Origin of the sequence: Alteromonas lipotrueae, from assembly GCF_019249215.1 — a bacterium.
Classification (GTDB): Bacteria; Pseudomonadota; Gammaproteobacteria; order Enterobacterales; family Alteromonadaceae; genus Alteromonas; species Alteromonas lipotrueae.
The window spans coordinates 267,284-288,415 of the sequence record NZ_JAESDI010000004.1 but is presented as its reverse complement, the minus strand read 5'-3'; the positions used below and the strand labels follow the sequence as shown (position 1 = coordinate 288,415).

General features: G+C 44.6%; 17 protein-coding genes. 10 read left to right on the top strand and 7 right to left on the bottom strand.

The genetic code is table 11. The annotated features are described in order from the left end of the window. Positions 1–96 precede the first annotated feature (96 nt). From JKP82_RS06205 to lysC, 4 genes are all read left to right on the top strand, one after another. A complete protein-coding gene (locus tag JKP82_RS06205) occupies positions 97–1,017 on the top strand; it encodes a DNA ligase (protein ID WP_218396242.1) in 921 nt (306 codons plus the stop codon). Positions 1,018–1,341: 324 nt separating this feature from the next. Further along, a complete protein-coding gene (acnB, locus tag JKP82_RS06200; RefSeq protein ID WP_218396240.1) occupies positions 1,342–3,954 on the top strand; it encodes a bifunctional aconitate hydratase 2/2-methylisocitrate dehydratase in 2,613 nt (870 codons plus the stop codon). 70 nt (positions 3,955–4,024) lie between these two features. Next, positions 4,025–4,474, top strand: a complete 450-nt coding sequence (locus JKP82_RS06195) for a DUF192 domain-containing protein (protein ID WP_159528772.1) — start codon at positions 4,025–4,027, stop codon at positions 4,472–4,474. 72 nt (positions 4,475–4,546) lie between these two features. Further along, the gene (gene lysC, locus JKP82_RS06190; protein ID WP_218396239.1) at positions 4,547–5,911 is read left to right on the top strand and encodes a lysine-sensitive aspartokinase 3; all 1,365 of its coding nucleotides are present in this window, start codon (positions 4,547–4,549) and stop codon (positions 5,909–5,911) included. A 99-nt stretch (positions 5,912–6,010) separates the two neighbouring features. Here the strand turns inward: lysC and JKP82_RS06185 are convergent, their stop codons facing one another. The 7 genes from JKP82_RS06185 to JKP82_RS06155 all read right to left on the bottom strand — a co-directional run bounded on the left by JKP82_RS06185 (position 6,011) and on the right by JKP82_RS06155 (position 14,872). Then, the gene (locus JKP82_RS06185; protein WP_218396237.1) at positions 6,011–8,035 is read right to left on the bottom strand and encodes a HAMP domain-containing methyl-accepting chemotaxis protein; all 2,025 of its coding nucleotides are present in this window, start codon (positions 8,033–8,035) and stop codon (positions 6,011–6,013) included. Between the two features lie 226 nt (positions 8,036–8,261). Continuing rightward, on the bottom strand, positions 8,262–9,077 hold the full coding sequence (locus JKP82_RS06180; RefSeq protein WP_218396235.1) for a symmetrical bis(5'-nucleosyl)-tetraphosphatase: 816 nt from the start codon (positions 9,075–9,077) through the stop codon (positions 8,262–8,264). A 12-nt stretch (positions 9,078–9,089) separates the two neighbouring features. Continuing rightward, the gene (gene apaG / locus JKP82_RS06175; RefSeq protein ID WP_013785396.1) at positions 9,090–9,464 is read right to left on the bottom strand and encodes a Co2+/Mg2+ efflux facilitator ApaG/CorD; all 375 of its coding nucleotides are present in this window, start codon (positions 9,462–9,464) and stop codon (positions 9,090–9,092) included. A 9-nt stretch (positions 9,465–9,473) separates the two neighbouring features. Next, the gene (gene rsmA / locus JKP82_RS06170) at positions 9,474–10,301 is read right to left on the bottom strand and encodes a 16S rRNA (adenine(1518)-N(6)/adenine(1519)-N(6))-dimethyltransferase RsmA (protein WP_218396233.1); all 828 of its coding nucleotides are present in this window, start codon (positions 10,299–10,301) and stop codon (positions 9,474–9,476) included. After that, entirely contained in the window at positions 10,298–11,281 is a 984-nt protein-coding gene (pdxA, locus tag JKP82_RS06165) for a 4-hydroxythreonine-4-phosphate dehydrogenase PdxA (protein WP_013785394.1), read from the bottom strand. Before pdxA ends, rsmA begins: the two co-directional genes overlap by 4 nt. 15 nt (positions 11,282–11,296) lie before the next feature. Beyond that, positions 11,297–12,583 carry a peptidylprolyl isomerase SurA gene (gene surA / locus JKP82_RS06160; protein ID WP_269748487.1) on the bottom strand — a complete coding sequence of 429 codons (1,287 nt, stop codon included), beginning with the start codon at positions 12,581–12,583 and terminating at the stop codon, positions 11,297–11,299. Positions 12,584–12,637: 54 nt separating this feature from the next. Then, entirely contained in the window at positions 12,638–14,872 is a 2,235-nt protein-coding gene (locus JKP82_RS06155) for an LPS-assembly protein LptD (RefSeq protein ID WP_218396231.1), read from the bottom strand. A 440-nt stretch (positions 14,873–15,312) separates the two neighbouring features. On the opposite strand from JKP82_RS06155, the gene djlA reads away from it, so the two are divergent. The 6 genes from djlA to recO all read left to right on the top strand — a co-directional run bounded on the left by djlA (position 15,313) and on the right by recO (position 20,977). Continuing rightward, the gene (gene djlA, locus JKP82_RS06150) at positions 15,313–16,179 is read left to right on the top strand and encodes a co-chaperone DjlA (RefSeq protein ID WP_159528786.1); all 867 of its coding nucleotides are present in this window, start codon (positions 15,313–15,315) and stop codon (positions 16,177–16,179) included. After that, entirely contained in the window at positions 16,179–17,096 is a 918-nt protein-coding gene (xerD, locus tag JKP82_RS06145) for a site-specific tyrosine recombinase XerD (protein WP_159528788.1), read from the top strand. The genes djlA and xerD overlap by 1 nt, the downstream gene beginning before the upstream one ends. A 183-nt stretch (positions 17,097–17,279) precedes the next feature. Further along, complete coding sequence (dsbC, locus tag JKP82_RS06140; RefSeq protein WP_159528790.1) at positions 17,280–18,002, top strand: bifunctional protein-disulfide isomerase/oxidoreductase DsbC; 723 nt, start codon at positions 17,280–17,282, stop codon at positions 18,000–18,002. A gap of 138 nt (positions 18,003–18,140) precedes the next feature. Continuing rightward, a complete protein-coding gene (recJ, locus tag JKP82_RS06135; RefSeq protein WP_218396287.1) occupies positions 18,141–19,862 on the top strand; it encodes a single-stranded-DNA-specific exonuclease RecJ in 1,722 nt (573 codons plus the stop codon). A 41-nt stretch (positions 19,863–19,903) separates the two neighbouring features. After that, the gene (locus JKP82_RS06130) at positions 19,904–20,179 is read left to right on the top strand and encodes a hypothetical protein (protein WP_159528792.1); all 276 of its coding nucleotides are present in this window, start codon (positions 19,904–19,906) and stop codon (positions 20,177–20,179) included. 84 nt (positions 20,180–20,263) lie between these two features. Continuing rightward, entirely contained in the window at positions 20,264–20,977 is a 714-nt protein-coding gene (gene recO, locus JKP82_RS06125) for a DNA repair protein RecO (protein WP_218396229.1), read from the top strand. Positions 20,978–21,132 lie beyond the last annotated feature (155 nt).

The window sequence follows — 21,132 nt, the reverse complement described above, 5'->3', positions numbered from 1 at the left end:
CCTGTATTCTAAGCCTTCATGTAAACCCGCCCTAAGCCCAGTTTACTCAGGGAGTGATAAGCGTAAGCTTTTTTGTTTTTTAACAAGAATGCCAAAATGAATATTAAACATGTTATCTCACTGGCGCTACTCGCGATAAGCTTGCCTCCAGTTTCATTTGCCACTCCCGTTGCCACCCCTGTCACTCACGCAATGCCTAATCTCATTAAACGCGTGCCCGAGCAGGGTGTAACGCCTATTCAAACGGCAACGACCTACAAGGCAAATGACTACATCAATATTGCTGAGTATTTCGTTAGCGAAAAGTTAGATGGGGTGCGTGCCCGGTGGACGGGCACGCAGCTTCTTACCCGAAACGGTAATAAAATTCACGCACCTGAGTGGTTTACCAAGAACTGGCCTGATGTAGCCCTTGATGGAGAGTTATGGACTCAGCGAAGCAGTTTTGAAGCTATCGCTTCTATTGTACTTAGTCATACGCCTGATGAACGCTGGAGGGCGGTGAAGATGATGCTGTTTGATATGCCCGTCAGTCATGTCCCGTTTGCCACACGCTTGTCTACGATGGAGGCACTGGTAAAGCAAGCAAATAGCAATAGTTTAACTATGATCCCGCAGTTTACACTGAGCAATCAGCGGCTTCTTGAAGCGAAAATAGATGAGGTAACCGCAAAGGGCGGTGAAGGCCTAATGCTACATCATAAAGCGGCCTTTTATCAGGACGGGCGTAGTAATCAGTTATTAAAAGCGAAACGGTTTAACGATGCTGAAGCCAAAGTGATTGGCTATGTAAAAGGGAAGGGGAAGTTCGCCGGCATGATGGGCTCGCTTATTGTAGAAACGCCCGAGGGTGTACAATTTAAAATCGGCACGGGGTTTAGTATGAAACAGCGCCGATATCCGCCACCAAAGAACAGTTGGATCACCTACAAATACTTTGGCGTAACAAAGAAGGGGATCCCCCGATTTGCAAGCTTTAGGCATGTACGCCCAGACAAAGACCTTCCCGATTTATAAGATGTTATCCCCCAGTGGTGTTCAAACCGAGCTTGTGTTCCACGATTATCGCCTCCATTTCAATGATGACAGGAAATAATCCTATGAAGCAATAACACCCAACAAATACGATTGCTTTTAGGGTTTAATTATAGAGTTTTTAATAGCTTTAATCGTTCAATATTAAGCGCGCTGAATGGCGACTATAAACGAATAAAAAGCCTCAAAAATTTAATTTAGGCAGGTTAATCGTTATACTTATGAAGTATTTTTAATCAGACCTTGCGTCAAGACCGTACAAGACCGTTATTCCCATTGCGCAAGCTAAACCGAGAGGAAGACATCGTGTTACAAGACTATCGCAAACACGTAGAAGAACGTGCTGTTGAAGGGATCCCTCCTAAGCCGCTAAATGCTGAACAGGTAGCAGGCTTGGTTGAGTTAATTAAAAATCCACCAGAAGGCGAAGCAGACAACCTATTAGAATTGTTGTCTGAACGTGTTCCACCTGGCGTAGATGAGGCCGCTTACGTTAAAGCCGGTTTCCTAAGTGCTATCGTTAAAGGCGAGGACAGCTGCTCGTTAATTTCAAAAGAAAAGGCCATTGAGCTTCTAGGCAACATGCATGGTGGCTACAACATCGTGACATTAGTTGAGCTTCTCGACGATGAGGGCCTAGCGCCACTAGCGGCTAAAGAACTTAAGCACACGCTGCTTATGTTTGACGCCTACCATGATGTTGAAGAAAAACACAAAGCCGGAAATGAATTTGCCACTGACATTATTAAGTCGTGGGCAGAAGGTGAGTGGTTTACCTCGCGTAAATTAATGGACGATAAAATCACTTACTCTGTATTTAAAGTAACCGGTGAAACCAATACCGACGACTTGTCTCCCGCCCCAGATGCGTGGTCGCGCCCAGACATTCCTCTTCACGCCTTAGCCGCTTATAAGATGACCCGTGATGGCTTAGAGCCAGAAGAGCATGGTGTTAAAGGCCCAATGAAGCAAATCGAAGATGTAAAAAACCAAGGTTATCCCGTTGCCTTTGTAGGAGATGTGGTAGGAACCGGCTCTTCACGTAAATCGGCCACCAACTCAGTGCTGTGGTTCTTTGGTGAAGATTTACCTGGCGTGCCAAATAAGCGCGGCGGCGGTGTATGTATTGGCAGCAAAGTAGCACCCATTTTCTTCAATACTATGGAAGACGCTGGGGCCTTGGTTTTTGAAGCTGATGTAGAAAAAATGAATATGGGCGATGTTATCGACATCTACCCGTTTGAAGGCAAAATTACCAACCATGAAACAGGTGAAGTGTTAGCTGAGTACGAATACAAATCTAAAGTCATTTTAGATGAAGTACGCGCTGGTGGTCGAATCAACCTTATTATTGGCCGCGCGCTCACTGAAAAAGCACGAGAAACATTAGGTTTAGGCGCAACAGATTTGTTCCGCACGCCAGAACAACCTGCCGATACCGGTAAGGGCTACACTCTTGCCCAGAAGATGGTAGGTAAAGCATGTGGCGTAGAAGGCATTCGCCCCGGCACCTATTGCGAACCTAAGATGACCACTGTTGGTTCGCAAGATACTACAGGCCCTATGACGCGAGATGAGCTAAAAGACTTAGCCTGTCTTGGTTTCACTGCCGACTTAACCATGCAGTCGTTTTGTCATACCGCGGCATACCCTAAGCCTGTTGATATTGAAACTCAGCATACCTTGCCAGACTTCATGATGAACCGAGGCGGAGTATCCCTTCGCCCCGGCGACGGCATTATTCACAGCTGGTTAAACCGCATGTTGTTGCCAGACACAGTAGGTACCGGTGGCGATTCACACACCCGTTTCCCATTGGGCATTTCATTCCCAGCAGGGTCTGGCTTAGTGGCTTTTGCTGCAGCAACCGGTGTGATGCCCCTTGATATGCCTGAATCCATTCTGGTTCGTTTTAAAGGCGAAATGCAGCCGGGCATTACCCTGCGTGATTTAGTACACGCCATTCCGTTATACGGTATTAAGCAAGGCTTACTTACCGTAGAGAAGAAAGGCAAAATTAATGCGTTCTCTGGTCGCGTACTTGAAATTGAAGGGCTGGAACACCTAACGGTAGAGCAAGCATTTGAATTATCTGATGCATCGGCAGAGCGTTCTGCGGCGGGCTGCAGTATTAACCTTTCAGAAGAGTCTATTGCTGAATACCTGAACTCAAACATCACTATGCTTCGTTGGATGATTAACGAAGGTTACGGTGACCCACGTACGCTTGAACGCCGTGCTCAGAAGATGGAAGAGTGGTTGGCCAACCCTGAACTTATGCGCGCCGATGCAGATGCTGAGTACAAAGAAATTATCGAGATAGACCTTAGCGATATTAAGGAGCCTATCGTTTGTTGCCCTAACGATCCTGATGATGCGAAAACCTTATCAGAAGTAGCTGGTGAGAACGTAGATGAGGTCTTTATTGGTTCATGTATGACAAACATTGGTCACTTTAGAGCGGCCGGTAAGTTACTTGAGCAGTTCAATAAAACCCTACCTACCCGTTTGTGGATGTCGCCACCCACGAAAATGGACAAGGCTCAGTTGATGGAAGAAGGCTACTACAACATTTATGGGCGAGTGGGCGTGCGTACAGAAATGCCCGGGTGTTCATTGTGTATGGGTAACCAAGCCCGTGTAGATGCGGGCACCACAGTACTGTCTACATCTACTCGTAACTTTCCTAACCGTTTAGGTGACGGGGCGAATGTGTACCTTACGTCGGCTGAATTAGCGGCGGTAGGTGCTATCGTTGGCCGTATTCCCACGGCAGAAGAATACATGGAATATGCGAGCAAAATTAACTCCATGTCGTCTGAAGTATTCCGTTACTTAAACTTCGATAAAATGCCAAGTTTCAAGAAGGCAGAGGAAGAGGCAAAGGCCAATATCATTCCAACGTTGAATGTTGCCTGATTTAGTGTATAAACTACAAAGCCGGGCGCCGTAAGTGTCCGGCTTTTTTTATGGGTAAAAGGAATGTCTAATGGCTAAAACTACTGTCATCGCAATCGCGCTTTTTGTGCTTCTAGGGTATGGCGCTTTAAATGCCAGCGCGCAAATGGAACCTAGCGTAAAGTTTGATCAAGTTACTTTAACGATTGATGGAAAACTTTACCAAATGGAATACGCGCATTCTTTTGAACAACGTGCTCAAGGGTTAATGTTCAGAGAATCACTGTGTGATGACTGTGGAATGTTCTTTAAATTTGCATCGCCGCGATACGCCAGCATGTGGATGAAGAATACCAATGTTGCTTTAGATGTCGCCTATATCGACAGAAATGGCGTAATTACAGATATAAAACCTCTAGAGCCTCACGACCTAACGTCAGTGCAGGCAACTAAAGAGGTACTCTACGCGCTAGAAATGAACCAAGGGTGGTTCGCTTCACACAATATAAGTGTGGGTGACCAGATAGAAATTAATCGTTAAACCGGTGCGAATAATTAATTCGCCGGTCGGTATCGAGCAGTATGCTCGGTAAAAGAAATTCGGAGTAAAATCGTGGCAAATGCTTTAACCATCGCCAAGTTCGGCGGAACCAGTGTTGCGAACTATGAAGTGATGCAAAACTGTGCGCGAATTGTTGCCTCAAACAGTGCGACCCGTATCGTGGTAGTCAGCGCATCAGCAGGGGTGACAAACCACCTGGTGAATTTAGCGCACAGCCCACTTACCCAAGAGCAAATAGAATCTACTTGCCAATCTATTGTTGATATTGAACTTGCCATTCTCAACAAGCTTGCAGATAAGAGCTCGGTTGAAAGCAAGCTAAATGATTTGCTAGATGAAATGAAATCGCTAGCATTCCACGAAGAGATTTTACATAGAAACGATTTGAAAGATCAGTTGCTTTCTATGGGTGAGCGCATGTCGTCATTGATGTTCAGTGCAGTCTTAGCCGAACAAAAAGTAGCCGAACAAAATGTGACTACCATGAACTTCGATGTACGCAAAGTCTTGCGCACCGACAGTGAATTTGGTGAAGCAGTGCCACAGATAGACACTATTGAAGCTTTGGCAAAGCAATTGCTGGCCCCTGAAATTGAAAATGCCATTGTGGTTACACAAGGGTTTGTGGGCGCCGATGATGAAGGTCGCACTACTACATTGGGGCGTGGCGGTTCTGACTTTACGGCTGCGCTTATTGCTGAAGCCTTAGATGCCGATGCCTGTGAAATATGGACCGATGTGATAGGGGTTTATACCACCGACCCACGTATTACTGCTGCGGCTCGCCCATTGCCAGAGCTTAGTTTTGAGGAAGCGGCTGAGATGGCGACCTTTGGTGCTAAGGTACTGCATCCTGCCACCATGGAACCAGCCCTTCGTAAAAACATTAAAGTGTTTGTAGGTTCAAGTAAAGAGCCAGAAAAAGGCGGTACTTGGATTGTTCGAGATTGCGTGGAAGAGCCACCTTATCGTGCCATTACTCGCCGTAAAGACCAAGTTATGGTAACAGTGAAAACACCTAAGATGATGTACGCACAGGGCTTCCTACAGCAGGTTTTTGCCATTATTGCTAAGCACAAGCTAAGTGTGGACTTGGTGACTACATCAGAAATCTCGGTGTCGTTTACCTTAGATAATCCTGCCAATTCAGTGGCACAGCGCTTAAATAAAGAAACCATTGCAGAACTTGAAACTATCTGTGATGTGAAAGTAGAGAACGGTTACGACTTAGTCACGGTGGTGGGTAACCACATGCAAACCGCAATTGGGGTGTCTAGCAAGATTTTTGCTGCGGTATCTGACTTTAACTTACGCATGATTTGTTTCGGTGCTAACCCGCACAACCTTTCATTCCTAGTGAATGAAACAGACAGCGATAAAATAGTGAAGGATTTACATAAAGCGCTCTTTGAGTAGCGTGTTATGTGTTTTTCATATACAAAAAAGGGAAGGTGTTAACCTTCCCTTTTTCATTTAACGTAGAGTATTCAATGACACTAAATACCCAATGTGGTGTTATACCTTAAACTGACGGATAGATTGCTGTAGTTCTTCAGCAAGCCTTGCCACTTCGTGGCTAGAGTCAGAGGTTTGCTGAGCACCCGACGTAGTTTCTTCAGCAATATTAACGATAGTTTCAAGCTTCTCGCTAATTTCTTGAGACACGGTATTTTGCTCACGTGCTGATTGTTCAATTTGAGAACTTACGTCGTGGGCTTTATGTACAGCTTCAGAAATAATATCAAGCGCCTGAGTCGCTTTTTCCGTTTGCTCGACACACGCTACGGTCTGCTCTTTACCTTGATTCATTACCGATACCGCGCGTTCAGCACCCGCTTGAAGCACCTCAATCATAGCGTTAATTTCTTGCGTAGACTGTTGCGTACGGCTCGCTAGCGTACGTACTTCATCAGCAACTACCGCAAAGCCTCTACCTTGCTCACCCGCACGTGCAGCTTCAATGGCCGCATTCAAGGCTAGAAGGTTAGTTTGGTCGGCCACGCCGCGGATAACATCAAGAATGCCACCGATGCTGGCGCTGTCTTGATGAAGTTTGTTAATAACATCTGCTGCGTCTTGTACGTCTTTTGCAAGAATTTCGATAATACGTTTATTCTCAAGCGAGATTTGACGTACATTTTCAGCTTCTGCGTCAGCATGGCGAATTTGACTCAGTGTATCTTCAGCGTTTTGCACTACCAATTGCGAGGTAGAATGCATTTCTGTAGTGGCCGTTGCCACTTGACCAATTTGTGACTTTTGATCTTGAATTGAATGCGTGGTTTGCGCGGTAACGGCTGAGGTTTGTTCTGATGCCGCGGCAAGTTGCTCTGCACGGGTATTAATTCCTGAAATCAGCTCTTTGAGGTTGCCAATTAGGTTATTACAGTTTTTAGCTAATAAGCCAAACTCATCTTGAGCAGAATCGTCTAGGCGATGTGTTAAGTCTCCAGATGATGCCACGGTAAGTAATTCGTTCACGCGGTAAAGCGGGCGAGTAATCGCGCGTACTGTTATGTAACCAATAATGATAGCTATCGCGATAGAGAGAATAACCACTGCACTAATAATAATATTACCTGTAGTGATAGCGCTGTTAACTTGGTTTTCGATGTCTTTTGCTTTGGCATCTGCAAGGGCGAGAAGCTGCTCAAGTTCCACAATACCGTTCGCAATATTTTTATCTGACGCATTCAGCGCACTTTCAGAATCATTTCTGCGCTCTAGTCTTTCTACATGCAGCGCCATAACGCCGTCACTGGCTTTAATAGCGTTTAGGGCACCGTTTACCAATTCATTAATATCGCTAAGGGTACCAGATTGATCTCGCTGTCCAGCTGCTTGGCCCATATCACTAAGCAAAGTAGCAACCTTGTCTACCACCAAGTCAACTTCGTTACCTAGGGTTTGTGAGCGTACGATAGTTTCGGTCTTTACGTATTCATATGAAACGGTAAGTAGAGAGAGTAGTGAGGTTTCTAGTTGACTACCAATGTCGGCTGCGCGTCTAAGGTTAGGATCGCTTTGCACTGTATCTAGGTCAGAGAAGTCTAGTAAGTAAGTAGATGCATCGTCAGCGTTATCTTCAGCGTCACCTAGTCGATCGTCAATGGTGTTGCGAATGTCCATAAATTTTTGGTGATTCAGATAAACCGCTTCAACATTCTTTATGTAATTGTCATAGGAGGCACGAATGCTATTCAATTTACGTTGAAGTTCAGGTTCGTCGGCAACTGCACTGGCAAGCTTTTTATATTCAGCTTCGAACATATCTCGGCTTTTATTGAATGCTGTGCGCTTTTCTTGAAGACCCGATAAATCTTCTTCAATATAGGCTTCGAACGTCAATCTACCCATGTTTAGGAAGTTCGCTTTTAGGGCGTTACTACCCGCTACTGTAGGAAGCGCTATGTCATTTACCTCTTCGGTTGCTGAACCGATGGAATTGAGGTTGAACAACGAAACAACGCTAATGACAATCAGTAGACAAGTAATTGCTACAAAACCGCCGATTACGCGAGTGGCTACTGTAATCTTCATTGAAACTCCTAGACTATTTTTTATTTTTTTGCGTGACGATACTACCCCGCACTACGTCCAAAATACACCCCAATGCCCTAGAGGAAGGTATTAAAATGTATAACATGAACGGTAATGGGATTATAGACTAACGTATATAACCAAAGTATCGGCAGGTAAGCCATTAAGTTAACAAGTAAAGCACAAGAATATGCGATTTAGTAGTCTGCTGCATCAATTAAGCAAATTACGCATGTACTCTGATGAGTTTACCTGTATTGATATCCAGCATGGTCATTTCTTGACCCCAAACATACCCGGTATCTAGCGCGACAAAACGATTATCTTGCGTCTCGCTGTTTAGTGCAGCCCAATGACCGAAAAGAACCTGTTCTTGCGCCTGGAGGTGAGCATTGTCTATCTTGAACCAAGGCGTAACCGATTTCGAAGCTTGAGCAGGGTGGGTTTTGGTCTCAAACTCTAAACTATTATCTGCGTTTAGAAAGCGCATTCTAGTGCATGCGTTCACAATAAAGCGGGTTCGTGGTACACCTTCAAGTTTATCAGACCACGTGACCGGTGTGTTGCCGTACATGTTTTTTAAAAAGTCAGTATAGTGCTTCGCTTGTAACTGTTTGCTAACTTCATCGCTTAAGCTGACGAGGGTGTCAGTACTCCAATGTGGGTAGAGACCGGCATGTACGATGGTATGGTTAGCATTAATTTTTTTAGCTAAGGGAAATTGACGAAGCCAATCGAGTAGTGCTTTTAAGTCGGGAGCATTAAGTAAAGGCTCAAGGTTATCAGCTTTCTTAGGTTTGCGAATGTTGTTCGCTACCGCCAGCAAGTGAAGGTCGTGATTTCCTAGCACTGTCTCGAAACTGCTACCTAAGCTTTTTAGAAACCTTAAGGTGCTTAACGAGTCTTCGCCTCTGGCAACTAGGTCGCCAACGGCGAAGAGTTTATCTTTATCCGCAGAGAATTCGGCTTTCTCCAGCAGTTGCTGTAGCCCGCGATAACAGCCTTGAATATCACCCACGACGAAGGTGTTGCGATAAGTCATAAATCTCAAAAATCAGTGAAGAATGTTGGGAACCGCTAAACGGAATACTTCAATCGGAACTCGAAAACGTTCCCCGTTTTCACGCTCCATTTCGTAATAGCCTTGCATATTACCTACAGGGGTATCAAGTACAGCCCCACTGGTATAGTCAAAATCTTCGCCTGGTTTTAATATAGGCTGTTTTCCAACAACACCTGAGCCGCTCACCTCTGATGTTTTACCGTTAGCATCGGTAATTTGCCAGTAACGATTAATAAGTTGAACCGTTTCTTGGCTGTCATTCACAATGGTCACGTGATAAGCGAACGCAAATTGTGGCGAATCAGAGGGGAGGTGCTCGGGCAGGTGACGGGTTTTCACCCGCACCTTAATTTCAGACTCATTCATAAGCTAACTTTAATTTTCTTGTGCTTCTTCTAACGCTGATACTGCATTCGCTAATGTGGCGAAATCCTGCAAGGATAGTACTTCAGCCCTTACGGTTGGGTTTATACCCAGCGCGCTGATTTGTGCTTCAGTAAGACTTTCTTTCAGCGAATTTCGTATTGTTTTGCGACGTTGATTGAACGCCTGTGCGCATACTCGCTCAAGGGTAGCCACTGATACCACATCCACTGGCGGTGTTTTATGTGGGATTAGACGTACTACCGCAGAATCAACTTTCGGGGGTGGCTTAAAGGCACCTGGTGGTACATTGAGTACCGGCATAACTTTACAATAATATTGCGCCATTACCGATAATCGACCATAGCTTTTAGAGCCATGCCCTGCGGCTAAACGGTTCACCACTTCTTTTTGTAGCATGAAGTGCATGTCATCTACGCACGCTGCGTGAGAGAACAGGTGAAACATAAGCGGTGTTGAAATGTTATACGGTAAGTTACCAAAAACGCGCAACCCTTTATCTTTCACGTGCATAGTTTTAGCCAGCTCAGTGAAATCCATGGTCATCGCGTCTTGTTCAATAACAGTTAGCTTATCGCCGTTAAACGGATGTTCTCGTAAACGCTTAGCCAAATCTCGGTCAAGCTCGATAACGGTAAGTGCTTCAACTTCATCGCAAACTGGATCGGTGAGCGCGCCTAATCCGGGGCCTATTTCAACCAAGTTTTGTTCGTGTTGCGGATTAATGGCCGACACGATTTGTCCAATCACATAATCGTCGTGTAGGAAGTTTTGTCCGAAGCGTTTTCTGGCCGTGTGGCCTAAATGTGTTTTACTCATTGTTGATGATGTGCAAGCTCAATGGCTTTTTCCAATGCTTTTCTGAAACTGCCAGGATCGGCATTACCATGGCCTGCTAAATCGAGTGCAGTACCGTGATCGACGGATGTTCTTATAAATGGGAGGCCAAGGGTAATGTTAACCGAAGCACCAAACCCTTTATATTTTAGCACGGGAAGGCCTTGGTCGTGGTACATCGCTAGCACAACGTCTGCATCTTCCAGATATTTAGGCTGAAATATAGTATCGGCAGGAAGTGGCCCGGTAATATTTAGCCCTTCTTCACGTAACTCGTTTAGCGCCGGAATAATGGTTTGAATTTCTTCTGTGCCAATATGTCCATCTTCACCTGCATGGGGGTTAAGCCCACACACGTAAATATGCGGATTGCGAACACCAAATTTTAGTTTAAAGTCGGTGTTAATAATATGGAGCACTTTGTGAAGGCGTTCTTTAGTAATGGCGCGAGACACATATTCTAAAGGAATATGAGTAGTTGCTAGTGCGACATTTAAGCCTTCTGTTGCCAACAACATGACAACATCAATCGTATTGGACTGATAAGCAAAAAACTCGGTATGGCCACTAAAAGATACGCCAGCTTTATTGATAATGCCCTTGTGCACCGGCCCGGTGACTACCGCATGAAAGTCACCTTCCATGTTTGCTTGGCATGCTTGTCGAAGGGTTTCTACTACGTATAAACCGTTCTCGCTATCTAGGGTTCCGGCAACCACATCGGCGGCTTTATCTATTTGCTTAATAAACAGCGAACCCGCGGGCTGAACCTGCGGGTTTGATGCATCATAAGGAAGCAATGTAAGCGGTAAACCAAGTGCTTTCGCTCTGGTCTCTAATATTTCGCCATCGGCGAATACTACTAACTGAGCCTGCCATGATTCTTGAGCCAGCTTTATGATTAAGTCTGGCCCAATACCGGCGGGCTCACCTGGTGTTACTGCAATTTTTATCGGTGTCATTTATGCTTCTATATATTACTCGATAACTTCAATGTAGGCAGCGTCGCGCATTTCACGTAACCAGTTTTCCGTTTCTTCTGCAAACTTTCTATTGAAAATAAGCTGATACGCTTTGTCTTCTTTGCGGCGCTCTGTTGCGTCGTCTACACGTCTATCGATTAATTGGATTAAGTGCCAACCGTGTACTGAACGTACTGGGTCGCTGTATTCACCGGCTGATAATTGCGCAAGGGCGTCTTTAAAAGCTGGTACGTAGTTGTTTGGATCTGACCAACCAAGTTCGCCGCCTTTAAGGGCTGAACCTGGATCTTCTGAATGTTCTTTAGCGAGCTCTTCAAATTCAACTTCACCCGCTTCAAGTTGAGTTCTGAACTTAACTAGCATCGCTTTTGCTTTGTCTTCACTAAGTATGATTGAAGGCTTAACGAGAATATGACGAGAGTTAACCTCTTCAATAGTGACTTTTTCAATGCCTCGAGTATCTAATACTTTCAAGATATGAAAACCAGCACCACTTCGGATAGGGCCGACTAGCTCGTCTTTTGCTTTACCCTGAATCGCTTCAGCAAACAAGGTAGGCATAGCGTTAATGTTCAGCCAACCCATGTCACCACCTTCTAACGCTTCGTTACCTGATGATGATGCGATAGCTATTTTAGCAAAATCTGACCCAGAATTTAATAGAGAAAGTACTTTGTCTGCTCGCTCTCTTGCTGCATTGATTTGGTCGTCAGAAGGATCAGATGGGAAACCAACAAGAATGTGGCCTAGACGGTATTCTTCTTGTTCTGCACCTTGTTGTTCCATGAGTTCAATAAGGGTTTCTCTTTCTTGATCGGTAATATAAATACGGCGACGAACATTCGCGCGACGGACTTCACCCATCACGATTTCTTCGCGTATATCTTCACGGTAATCTTCATAAGCGATGCCTTCTAAACGCAATTGTCTGCGTAATTCATCGACCGTGGTATTTTGGTTTGCAGCAATATTTGCAATGGTTTGTTCAAGCTGTGGGTCGCTTATTTGTATACCCATTCTTTGTGCCATCTGCAACTGAAGACTCTTGGTGATCAAACGCTCAATGGCTTGAGTACGCAGTGCGCGGTCAGAAGGAAGGTCTTGCCCATTTGCCTCTGCGTTACGTTTAACGTCATTCATCAGTGCATCTACTTCACTTTGAAGTACAACACCCTGATCGACAATAACCGCTACGCGGTCAAGCATTACTTCTTGCGCGTAGCTGCTAAACGACAACACTGCACTGACTAACAAGGCCCGGATTATGAACTTCATACTCACTCTTTTATTATTGGTTAATGCTTAACGTAGGGCTACTCCCTACGCTACAACGGATTAATTTAAACTATATGGCTGACGATAGCCAAACATGCCATCTTGTAACATGCTTCTTTGTGTACCAGACGTACCGATACCTTTGAATATAAATTGTAATGACACACCAGTATCGAAATCGTCGGTAGATTGCTCTCCCGATGAATCGTAGCGGTTACTTAAACTTCTTTCTGCCACTAATCGTATTGCCCAGCAGCAGGATTCATACTGGATACCTGCATAAGTCTCAATACTGCGGTCGCGCTCAATGTCACGGTAAGTTCGACCCACCCATTGCCAGTTTTCAGCAATCGGCCAACTCGCCGATATTCCCACTTGGTCAATGGTTTCACCACTTAAATCACGAACATATCGATGACTTAACTGAATAAATCGCTTTGCATCTTGTCGATATTCTAAGCCAACACTGCTTAAGTCAACTTTGTCGGTGTCGGTGGTCACTTGAATATCAGAATGGGCGTACCAGTTTTTGTTAAACCGCCAGTCCATCTCAGCGGCTAGCGCCGAACGGTCTTGATTTTTAGTCGCGGCAATGACCTTGTTATCTTCAAGGTAGAATATCTGACCCAAGCTAAGTACAAATTGTTCCCTATTGTTTTTATCCAATATTCGGCTGGTTATGCCGAGGGTAACTTGGTTGTTATCTGAAATTCTATCCAATCCGGTAAATTCTTGTCCTCTGAATAACCCTTCAACGTCGGTTAACAGAGGCGTTGAGTCATACAGCCCAATCGCTGTTTGGTCTTCATACGAGGTGTAAAGATACTGAATTTTAGGTTCTAACGTCATGGCGGTATCTTTACCAAACCATGAAGAATCTTTTTCGAAATACAGCGCCCCGAATAGGCGAGCTTGACCTAAAGTACGCTCTACATTTTCTTCTAAGTCAGTATCTTGAATATTTTCTTGTTTATAGACAGTTTGCAACACGGTGGTTTCAGCAACAAATTCACCCCATGCAGCACGAATAGGCATAGCAAGGGTAGGGGCTACATGAAAGCGGGTTGCTGTTGGTGCGGTTTCGGAAGTGTTATCAAAATACGCTAGTTCAGAGTTCACACTAAATTCGAAATAGCGACCAAAAGGCGTGCGATAATCAATCTTAACTTCTGGTAACGCACGGTAACTATCGGCGGTATCACCCAATATTTCGAAGTCTTTTATTTGCATATTTACCGTTAAATCACGGGTGTAATAACCCAGGCTTACGGTACGGTAAAGGTGTGTATCTGCGCTGTTATAATAATCAGAGCCTAAATCGACAATATAGTTATCATCGCTTAATCCGTTGAAGTCTACTCCCAACACCCAATTTTCATTAAGTTGCCCTTGGTGCTGTAAACGGTAGAAGTATCGATCGGGTGAGCCGTCAATATCACTGTCACTTGGCAAGTACTCGACGTAAGCCGTTCCTTCACTTTTTTCAGTTAGGTAACGAAACTCTGTATTTAGCTGAACACCACGCTGGGTCATCACCCGAGGCGAAATGGTCATGTCAAAATTAGGGGCTATATTCCAATAGAACGGCTGAGTGTAATCAATACCTGCATTGCTAGAGCTTGTTATCTCTGGAAACAATAAGCCCGTTTGACGTTCATTACTTACAGGGAATGCAAAATAAGGAAGGTAGAAAACAGGAACATCCGCAATATAGAACCGAGTATGTTTCGCTTTACCCCATGCTGTGCCTTTTTCAATACTGATCTCACTTGCCCGAATCATCCAATCTTCATGGCCTTCAGGGCAGGTAGTAAAACTCACTTCCTGTAAAATAATACCTTCATTGGTATCAACCAATATGTCTTCGGCAGCACCTTGTCCAACAAACCCGGTCAATTGATAACGGGTATTTTGCATTTCTAAGCGTTCTTCTTTTGAACGAAGCGACACCGCATCACTTTCTACGCTTAACTGTGCATCGCGAAAATGCACATCGCCTTTTGCCAGTACGTCTTCACCATTGCCATTGACTTGTGCTTGAGACGCACTAATGATGGCGCTATCAGACGTAATATCAACATTACCTGAAAACAGTGCCACTTTATTTTCGATGATTTCAGTTCGGTTGGCTTCCACCTTTACATGCCCCTTAGGCATAAGTGCAGAGCTTTTAAAGACAATGGGCTCCACCGAGCAAAAGGCTAGCGGTGAGACTGATTCTGGATTAGCTTCCTGTGCAAACGCGACGTGAGTAGACAAAGTCGCGGAAACAAGCATGGCGCAGGTCTTTTTCATGCGGTGGTGAATGGCCTGTTTTGTTATTCGTTGCTTACACTATAATGATGTGACCTTAAGGCGCACATATAGTTCTGCATAGAGTTAATAATACGCCAACCTAGTAGCGTTGGCAGTTAACGCAATGTAATTCGCCGTCAATTCTAAGCACTTCTGTTGTATTTACCAACCATTGGATTAAAAAAATCGTATTTCTCTTTATCTAAATAGTGATTTACCGCATATTTACTGACTTATTGGATAAAAAAATACTCAATTAATGAAGTGAATAGACGAGTTTTTAGCTTGAAAAGCGTCAAGCTATACCTACTTCTAATGATGACGTTATTTTTATAGCCTTATAGGGCTTGCAGATCATAGTGCTTAAACAACGATTTCAGGCGTTGGCTAGGTGCAAATCATCATCAACAATGCGCTATTGATTACAGGAGAATGCAGACATGGCCGTGTGGGGGAAAATCCTTGGTGTACTTTTTGGGTTTATGTTTTTAAAAATCCCCGGTGCTATTTTAGGGCTAATCGTAGGGCATTTCTTTGATAAGGCTTACAGCCAAGACTTTAATCAACTTGGCGGATTCGGCCGCTTCTTTACCGATCAAAATAGCATGAAGCAACAAGCGGTATTCTTTCATAGCTTGTTCTCGGCGCTGGGTCATTTAGCGAAGTCCGATGGCAAAGTAACAAGCCGTGAAATTCAAATCGCCACAGCGCTGATGGATGACATGAAGTTAACCGGTGATGCGCGCAAAGAAGCGCAAGAAGCGTTTCGTGAAGGTAAAGCCAGAGACTTCCCTATTACTGATACGTTGAAAGGGTTGTACGAGGCCAGCCATGGTCGCAGAGATATATTACAAGTTTTCTTGGAAATATTGATTCAAGCGGCATTTGCCGATGGTAAGTTAACGCAAGAAGAGTATGTGGTACTAGAAAAAGTAGCGAAGCCACTGGGTTTTAGGCGCCGAGATCTCGATTATCTGATTTCCATGTTTGAAGCTGAAATACGCTTTAGGCAGCGAGGCGGACAAAGTGGCCCCAATGGACAAGGCTCCAATGGCCAGCAGCGTTCTTCGCAACAAAGCGCCTATACTGAAAAACAATCTCTTGATGATGCTTATCGTATTTTGGGCGTTACTGGGTCTGATGATGAAAAAACCATTAAACGTGCTTACCGAAAACGTATGGCAGAGCATCATCCCGATAAGCTTGTATCTAAAGGATTGCCTGAACAAGCCATGGAAATGGCGAAGAAAAAGACCCAAGATATTCAGTCTGCCTACGAGCTTATAAAACAAATGCGTGGCTTTTAATGAAGCGTGATCTTACCTATGTGCCTGCCGTGAGTCAGGCGCATATCGATGGCTTCATAGACATGCTTTGGCTTGAGAAGGGGCTGTCTGATCATACTCAACAAAGCTATCGTACCGACCTAACTAAACTGGCTATATTCTGTAATAACCAAGGCATTAAAGACATAGCGGTACTGACCACCGAAATGATGCAAGACTACTTGGCTTACCGCCACGACAAGGGACTCTCAGCACGAAGCACACAACGTGCAATGAGTGCATTACGGGCCTTTTATACGTATTTAATCGGTAAGCAAATACGGGTAGATAACCCTATATCTTCCTTATCAAACCCCAAACTACCAAAATCTTTGCCTGCCTCGTTAAGTGAACGCCAAGTCGAAGATTTACTCGCAGCCCCGATAGTAGAAGACCCAATAGAATGTCGTGATAAAAGCATGCTGGAAGTGCTTTATGCTACAGGGTTGCGAGTTAGTGAGCTTATCGGTTTACAAATGAGCGAGGTAAGTTTGCAGCAAGGCGTGGTTCGGGTTACCGGGAAAGGTAACAAAGACAGGTTAGTGCCACTTGGCGAAGACGCTATAGAATGGCTGTTAACTTACATTAAGACTGCCCGCCCTGTACTCGCGACTAAGCAATCAGACTATGTCTACTTGAGTAAACGTGGTCAAAAAATGACGCGGCAAACTTTTTGGCATCGTATTAAATATTATGCTGTGAAAGCCAACATTGAACAGCACCTGTCTCCACACACCTTGCGTCATGCCTTTGCCACACATCTACTCAATCATGGTGCCGATTTGCGTGTTGTGCAGATGTTGTTGGGGCACAGCGACTTGTCGACGACCCAAATCTATACGCATGTGGCGACAGAGCGCTTACAAACGCTCATTCACAGCCATCACCCTCGGGGATAACTCCACTAATTGGTAAGGCAAACTTCAGTGTTACCCAGCGAGTGGTGTGATAGCATTACGTTAAATACTTGCTAAATATCGCTTTAGTGAAATGCGTAAATGAAATTTTTCTCATGCATGAGCGGTCTTAGTTATATCCCATTTTAATATTTTGAAAGCATGGTTGCTGTCGGAGTAAATATAGTGAAAGTAGTAAAATTTAGCTTATTGGTTGCATTGGTGTTCACTACGAGCCTTTTCGCGAATGTCGCAAGCGCAGCTGACGAAACGGCAATTAAAAGTAAGCTGACTAATATGCTGGGGCTAGAGGTTGACTCTCTTGCCGACTCACCCATTCCAGGCTTGGTACAAGTATCTACCAATCGCGGTTTCTTCTATGTTAGTGATGATGCTAAATATTTGGTTCAGGCGCGTATTCTCAATATTGATGAAGGCATGCGTAATGAAACCGAAGTCGCTTATTCGAGTCTTCGTATTGAAGGCGTTAAAGAGATGGCTCCATCGGCGATTACGTTTAAAGCTAAAAACGAGAAGCATGTGATCAGTGTTTTCACCGATACCACCTGTGGTTACTGCCGAAAGCTTCATAAAGAAGTCGGCGACTTAAACGACATGGGTATTACCGTAAATTACTTAGCCTTTCCTCGTGCTGGTTTAGACAGCCAGAATTACCAAGATATGGTGTCGGTATGGTGTGCAGTGAACCCGCAAAAAGCATTAACTGACGCAAAATCGGGCAACGATGTGGCAACCGCTAAATGTGCTAATAACGTTGCAGAGCAATATTTGTTAGGGCAAAAATTGGGTGTAAATGGTACGCCTAACATCGTGTTGCCAGATGGCTCGCTAATACCTGGGTATCAACCTGCAGGTATGATTGCACAGGCTATTGAACAAGCCGAATAGCGCCAATTTCAATTTTTCTAAAACGCACCATAGCAAAAGTTAATGCTTAGGCTAGGTGCGTTTTTTTATGTTCTGATTTTACCTACCTCATTCCCTTGGGTATTATTGCCCTCTAATTAACCGTAGTGATGAATGTCGATGATATTGCCTGTAGTGCGCCGTGAAACTGGTGACGCCCCTCTTGCTTCTACTTTGCACCCTGTAATAGACCGTATTTATCGCGGTAGAAACGTGCAAGATGTTAGTGAATTAGAAAATGGGCTGAAGGGCCTTACCCATTTCAATGAGCTAAAAGGCATGGCCGGTGCGGCAAGTATTCTGGCTGACACTATTGAGCAAGAAAAAACGCTCATCATTGTGGGTGACTTCGATGCCGACGGCGCCACCAGTATTGCAGTGTGTATCCATTCATTGCAAATGATGGGGTTTACTAAGGTTGATTATCTAGTGCCAAATCGCTTTGATTTTGGTTACGGCCTTAGCGTGCCTATTGTGGATATCGCCAAGCAACAGGGTGCCGACGTTATTATTACGGTTGATAACGGCATTGCCTGTATTGAAGGGGTTACCCATGCAAAAGCGTTAGGTATAGATGTTATTGTAACCGATCACCATTTACCTGGGGACGATCTTCCCCCCGCCGATGCTATTGTGAACCCAAATCAACCCGGTTGTACTTTCCCTTCTAAAAACTTAGCTGGGGTAGGTGTGGCGTTTTACATCATGTTAGCGCTTAAAACCGAACTACAACAACGTAATTGGTTTACTAAAAAAAATCTTCCAGCGCCTAATTTGGCATCGTTACTAGATATTGTAGCCGTAGGTACGGTGGCCGACGTGGTGGTTTTAGATAAAAACAACCGAATTTTGGTACATCAAGGCCTGCAGCGTATTCGTGCAGGTAAATGCAGACCGGGTATTAAAGCATTGGTTGAAGTGGCTAATCGTGATTGTGCTCACCTTACTTCAACCGATTTAGGTTTTGTTATTGGCCCCCGTTTAAATGCCGCTGGCAGGCTGGACGATATGTCTCAAGGCATTGCCTGCCTCTTGGAAAACGACACGATGCAAGCCCGCATGATTGCCTCGGAACTAGATGCACTTAACCGTGAACGCCGAGAAATAGAAACGGGTATGAAGGCACAAGCGGAACAAGTGCTCGAAAAAATGTCTCTCACTGAAGGTGATATTCCTGCCGCGTTGGTGGTGTATCAAGCCGATTTTCACCAAGGTGTTATTGGTATTGTGGCGGGGCGTTTAAAAGAAAAGTATTTGAAACCCGTTATCGCTTTCGCTCATCAAGATGATATGACAATAAAAGGCTCAGCTCGCTCTATTCCTGGGGTACATATTCGCGATGTACTCGATGAAGTGAATACGCGTTTCCCGGGCGTTATTGACAAGTTTGGTGGCCACGCGATGGCAGCAGGGTTAAGTTTGCCCGTTGCTAACTTAGCGGCTTTTGAACACGCCTTTGTTGACATTGCAAAGCAGCACATGGATAAGCTTGATGGTAATCAAGTGTTATTGTCTGATGGCAGCCTGACAGGTCAAGAGCTGTCATTGCCTTTTGCGCATTTGCTTAGGCAAGCTGGCCCGTTTGGGCAGGGCTTTGAATCGCCATTATTTGATGGCGAGTTTCAAGTAGTGCAACAACGACTGGTGGGTGAAAAACACTTGAAGTTGGTACTACGAGAGCCTTCGGTTGGCGAAGTGGATGCCATTGCCTTTAATATTGATATTAAAGTGTGGCCGAATGCCATGGTAAAACAAGTACGCATTGCCTACCGATTAGATGTTAACGTATTTCGCGGCCAAGAGTCGGTACAGCTTATTGTTGAGCAGCTAGAAAGCGCATAAAGCCCACACACCAGAATATAACGCGGTGCAAGGTAAATAATATGAAATCAGAGACTGACAAATTAATCAGCAAGCACGGCCAGTTAAATCAGTCTGATAATATGAAGGTGGTGTCTCACGTTCAACGTGAAGAAGAAGACTGGATACGTCATACGGTAATGCTTGAAGGTATTGACGTGCCATTTATCTACCGCCGCAAAAAGCAGTATCAAAGCTTGAAAGGGGCGCGGGTTAATATTACTTACTACCGTCAGGTAGAAGAGGTGGCAGGTATTGAGTTTGAAACCATGAAAGTGGTACGCATTAAACGAAGCTAAGCCCTTTAGTCAGCTAAATGTGCAAGAACGCTACCTTCACTAAAATTAAATACCAGAACTGCTGAAAAAAACACGGGAAGATGAATGAACAACGACTGGTTGACTGCTTTTGTGTTGCATCGCCGAGCCTATCGGGAGACCAGTTATATCGTCGATTTCTTTACCTTAGAACACGGTAAAGTGAGTGCCGTGGCAAAAGGTGTACGCAACAGTAAATCTGATAAGAAAAGCCTGCTTCAACCTTTTCAAGCCCTCAAGCTTCAACTTGCTGGTAAATCTGATTTGAAAAATTTGCGGCACGTTGAAAGTACCGCACCTTCTATTAATTTAGCGGGCACGCCATTATTTTGTGCCATGTACCTCAATGAGCTCACTAACCGAATAATGCCTGCTGGCCTTGCCAGTGACGCGGTGTTTGAAGCTTATGAGCAGGCACTAATGGCGCTTTTCCGCGATGAGGATATTGAAGTTACCCTGCGAAAGTTTGAACTGTCACTTCTAGATGAAATGGGATTACTGCCTGATTTCACTGAAGATGTAGAATATGAAATGCCTATCGAGGCTGAAAAACACTATGTGCTTCAGCCGGAATTTGGCTTTTGTGCACTGCCAGACGATGTGCCAAATGGCTATACGCGCAAGGGATTGCCGGGTAGTGCGCTACTTGCATTAGCTCAAGGTGAATTTACACCCATGAGCAAACGGGTGGCAAAAGTCTTATGCCGCGATTTACTCAAGCCGCTAGTTGGCGATAAACCGCTAAAAAGTAGAGAGTTATTTGTGGTGCGAAAACATTAAAATGATAAGTGTTACGCATATTTAATGGCGCTTTTTACCACGTGACAGTTCGAAAGTTTGTTACAATGAGGTTCAATCAATTTTAGACAGGCAATAGGCGAAACTTCTATTAATCGCTGATTGCCAAATACTTGTTCTACTATAGGTATCTGTTA

What these genes read in the sequence shown, in the direction of transcription:
- JKP82_RS06205 (WP_218396242.1), top strand. Translation starts at nt 97, where the DNA reads ATGAATATTAAACATGTTATCTCACTGGCGCTACTCGCGATAAGCTTG.
- JKP82_RS06195 (WP_159528772.1), top strand. Translation starts at nt 4,025, where the DNA reads ATGGCTAAAACTACTGTCATCGCAATCGCGCTTTTTGTGCTTCTAGGG.
- JKP82_RS06185 (WP_218396237.1), bottom strand. Translation starts at nt 8,035, where the DNA reads ATGAAGATTACAGTAGCCACTCGCGTAATCGGCGGTTTTGTAGCAATT.
- JKP82_RS06180 (WP_218396235.1), bottom strand. Translation starts at nt 9,077, where the DNA reads ATGACTTATCGCAACACCTTCGTCGTGGGTGATATTCAAGGCTGTTAT.
- apaG (WP_013785396.1), bottom strand. Translation starts at nt 9,464, where the DNA reads ATGAATGAGTCTGAAATTAAGGTGCGGGTGAAAACCCGTCACCTGCCC.
- rsmA (WP_218396233.1), bottom strand. Translation starts at nt 10,301, where the DNA reads ATGAGTAAAACACATTTAGGCCACACGGCCAGAAAACGCTTCGGACAA.
- pdxA (WP_013785394.1), bottom strand. Translation starts at nt 11,281, where the DNA reads ATGACACCGATAAAAATTGCAGTAACACCAGGTGAGCCCGCCGGTATT.
- JKP82_RS06155 (WP_218396231.1), bottom strand. Translation starts at nt 14,872, where the DNA reads ATGAAAAAGACCTGCGCCATGCTTGTTTCCGCGACTTTGTCTACTCAC.
- djlA (WP_159528786.1), top strand. Translation starts at nt 15,313, where the DNA reads ATGGCCGTGTGGGGGAAAATCCTTGGTGTACTTTTTGGGTTTATGTTT.
- xerD (WP_159528788.1), top strand. Translation starts at nt 16,179, where the DNA reads ATGAAGCGTGATCTTACCTATGTGCCTGCCGTGAGTCAGGCGCATATC.
- recJ (WP_218396287.1), top strand. Translation starts at nt 18,141, where the DNA reads ATGATATTGCCTGTAGTGCGCCGTGAAACTGGTGACGCCCCTCTTGCT.
- JKP82_RS06130 (WP_159528792.1), top strand. Translation starts at nt 19,904, where the DNA reads ATGAAATCAGAGACTGACAAATTAATCAGCAAGCACGGCCAGTTAAAT.
- recO (WP_218396229.1), top strand. Translation starts at nt 20,264, where the DNA reads ATGAACAACGACTGGTTGACTGCTTTTGTGTTGCATCGCCGAGCCTAT.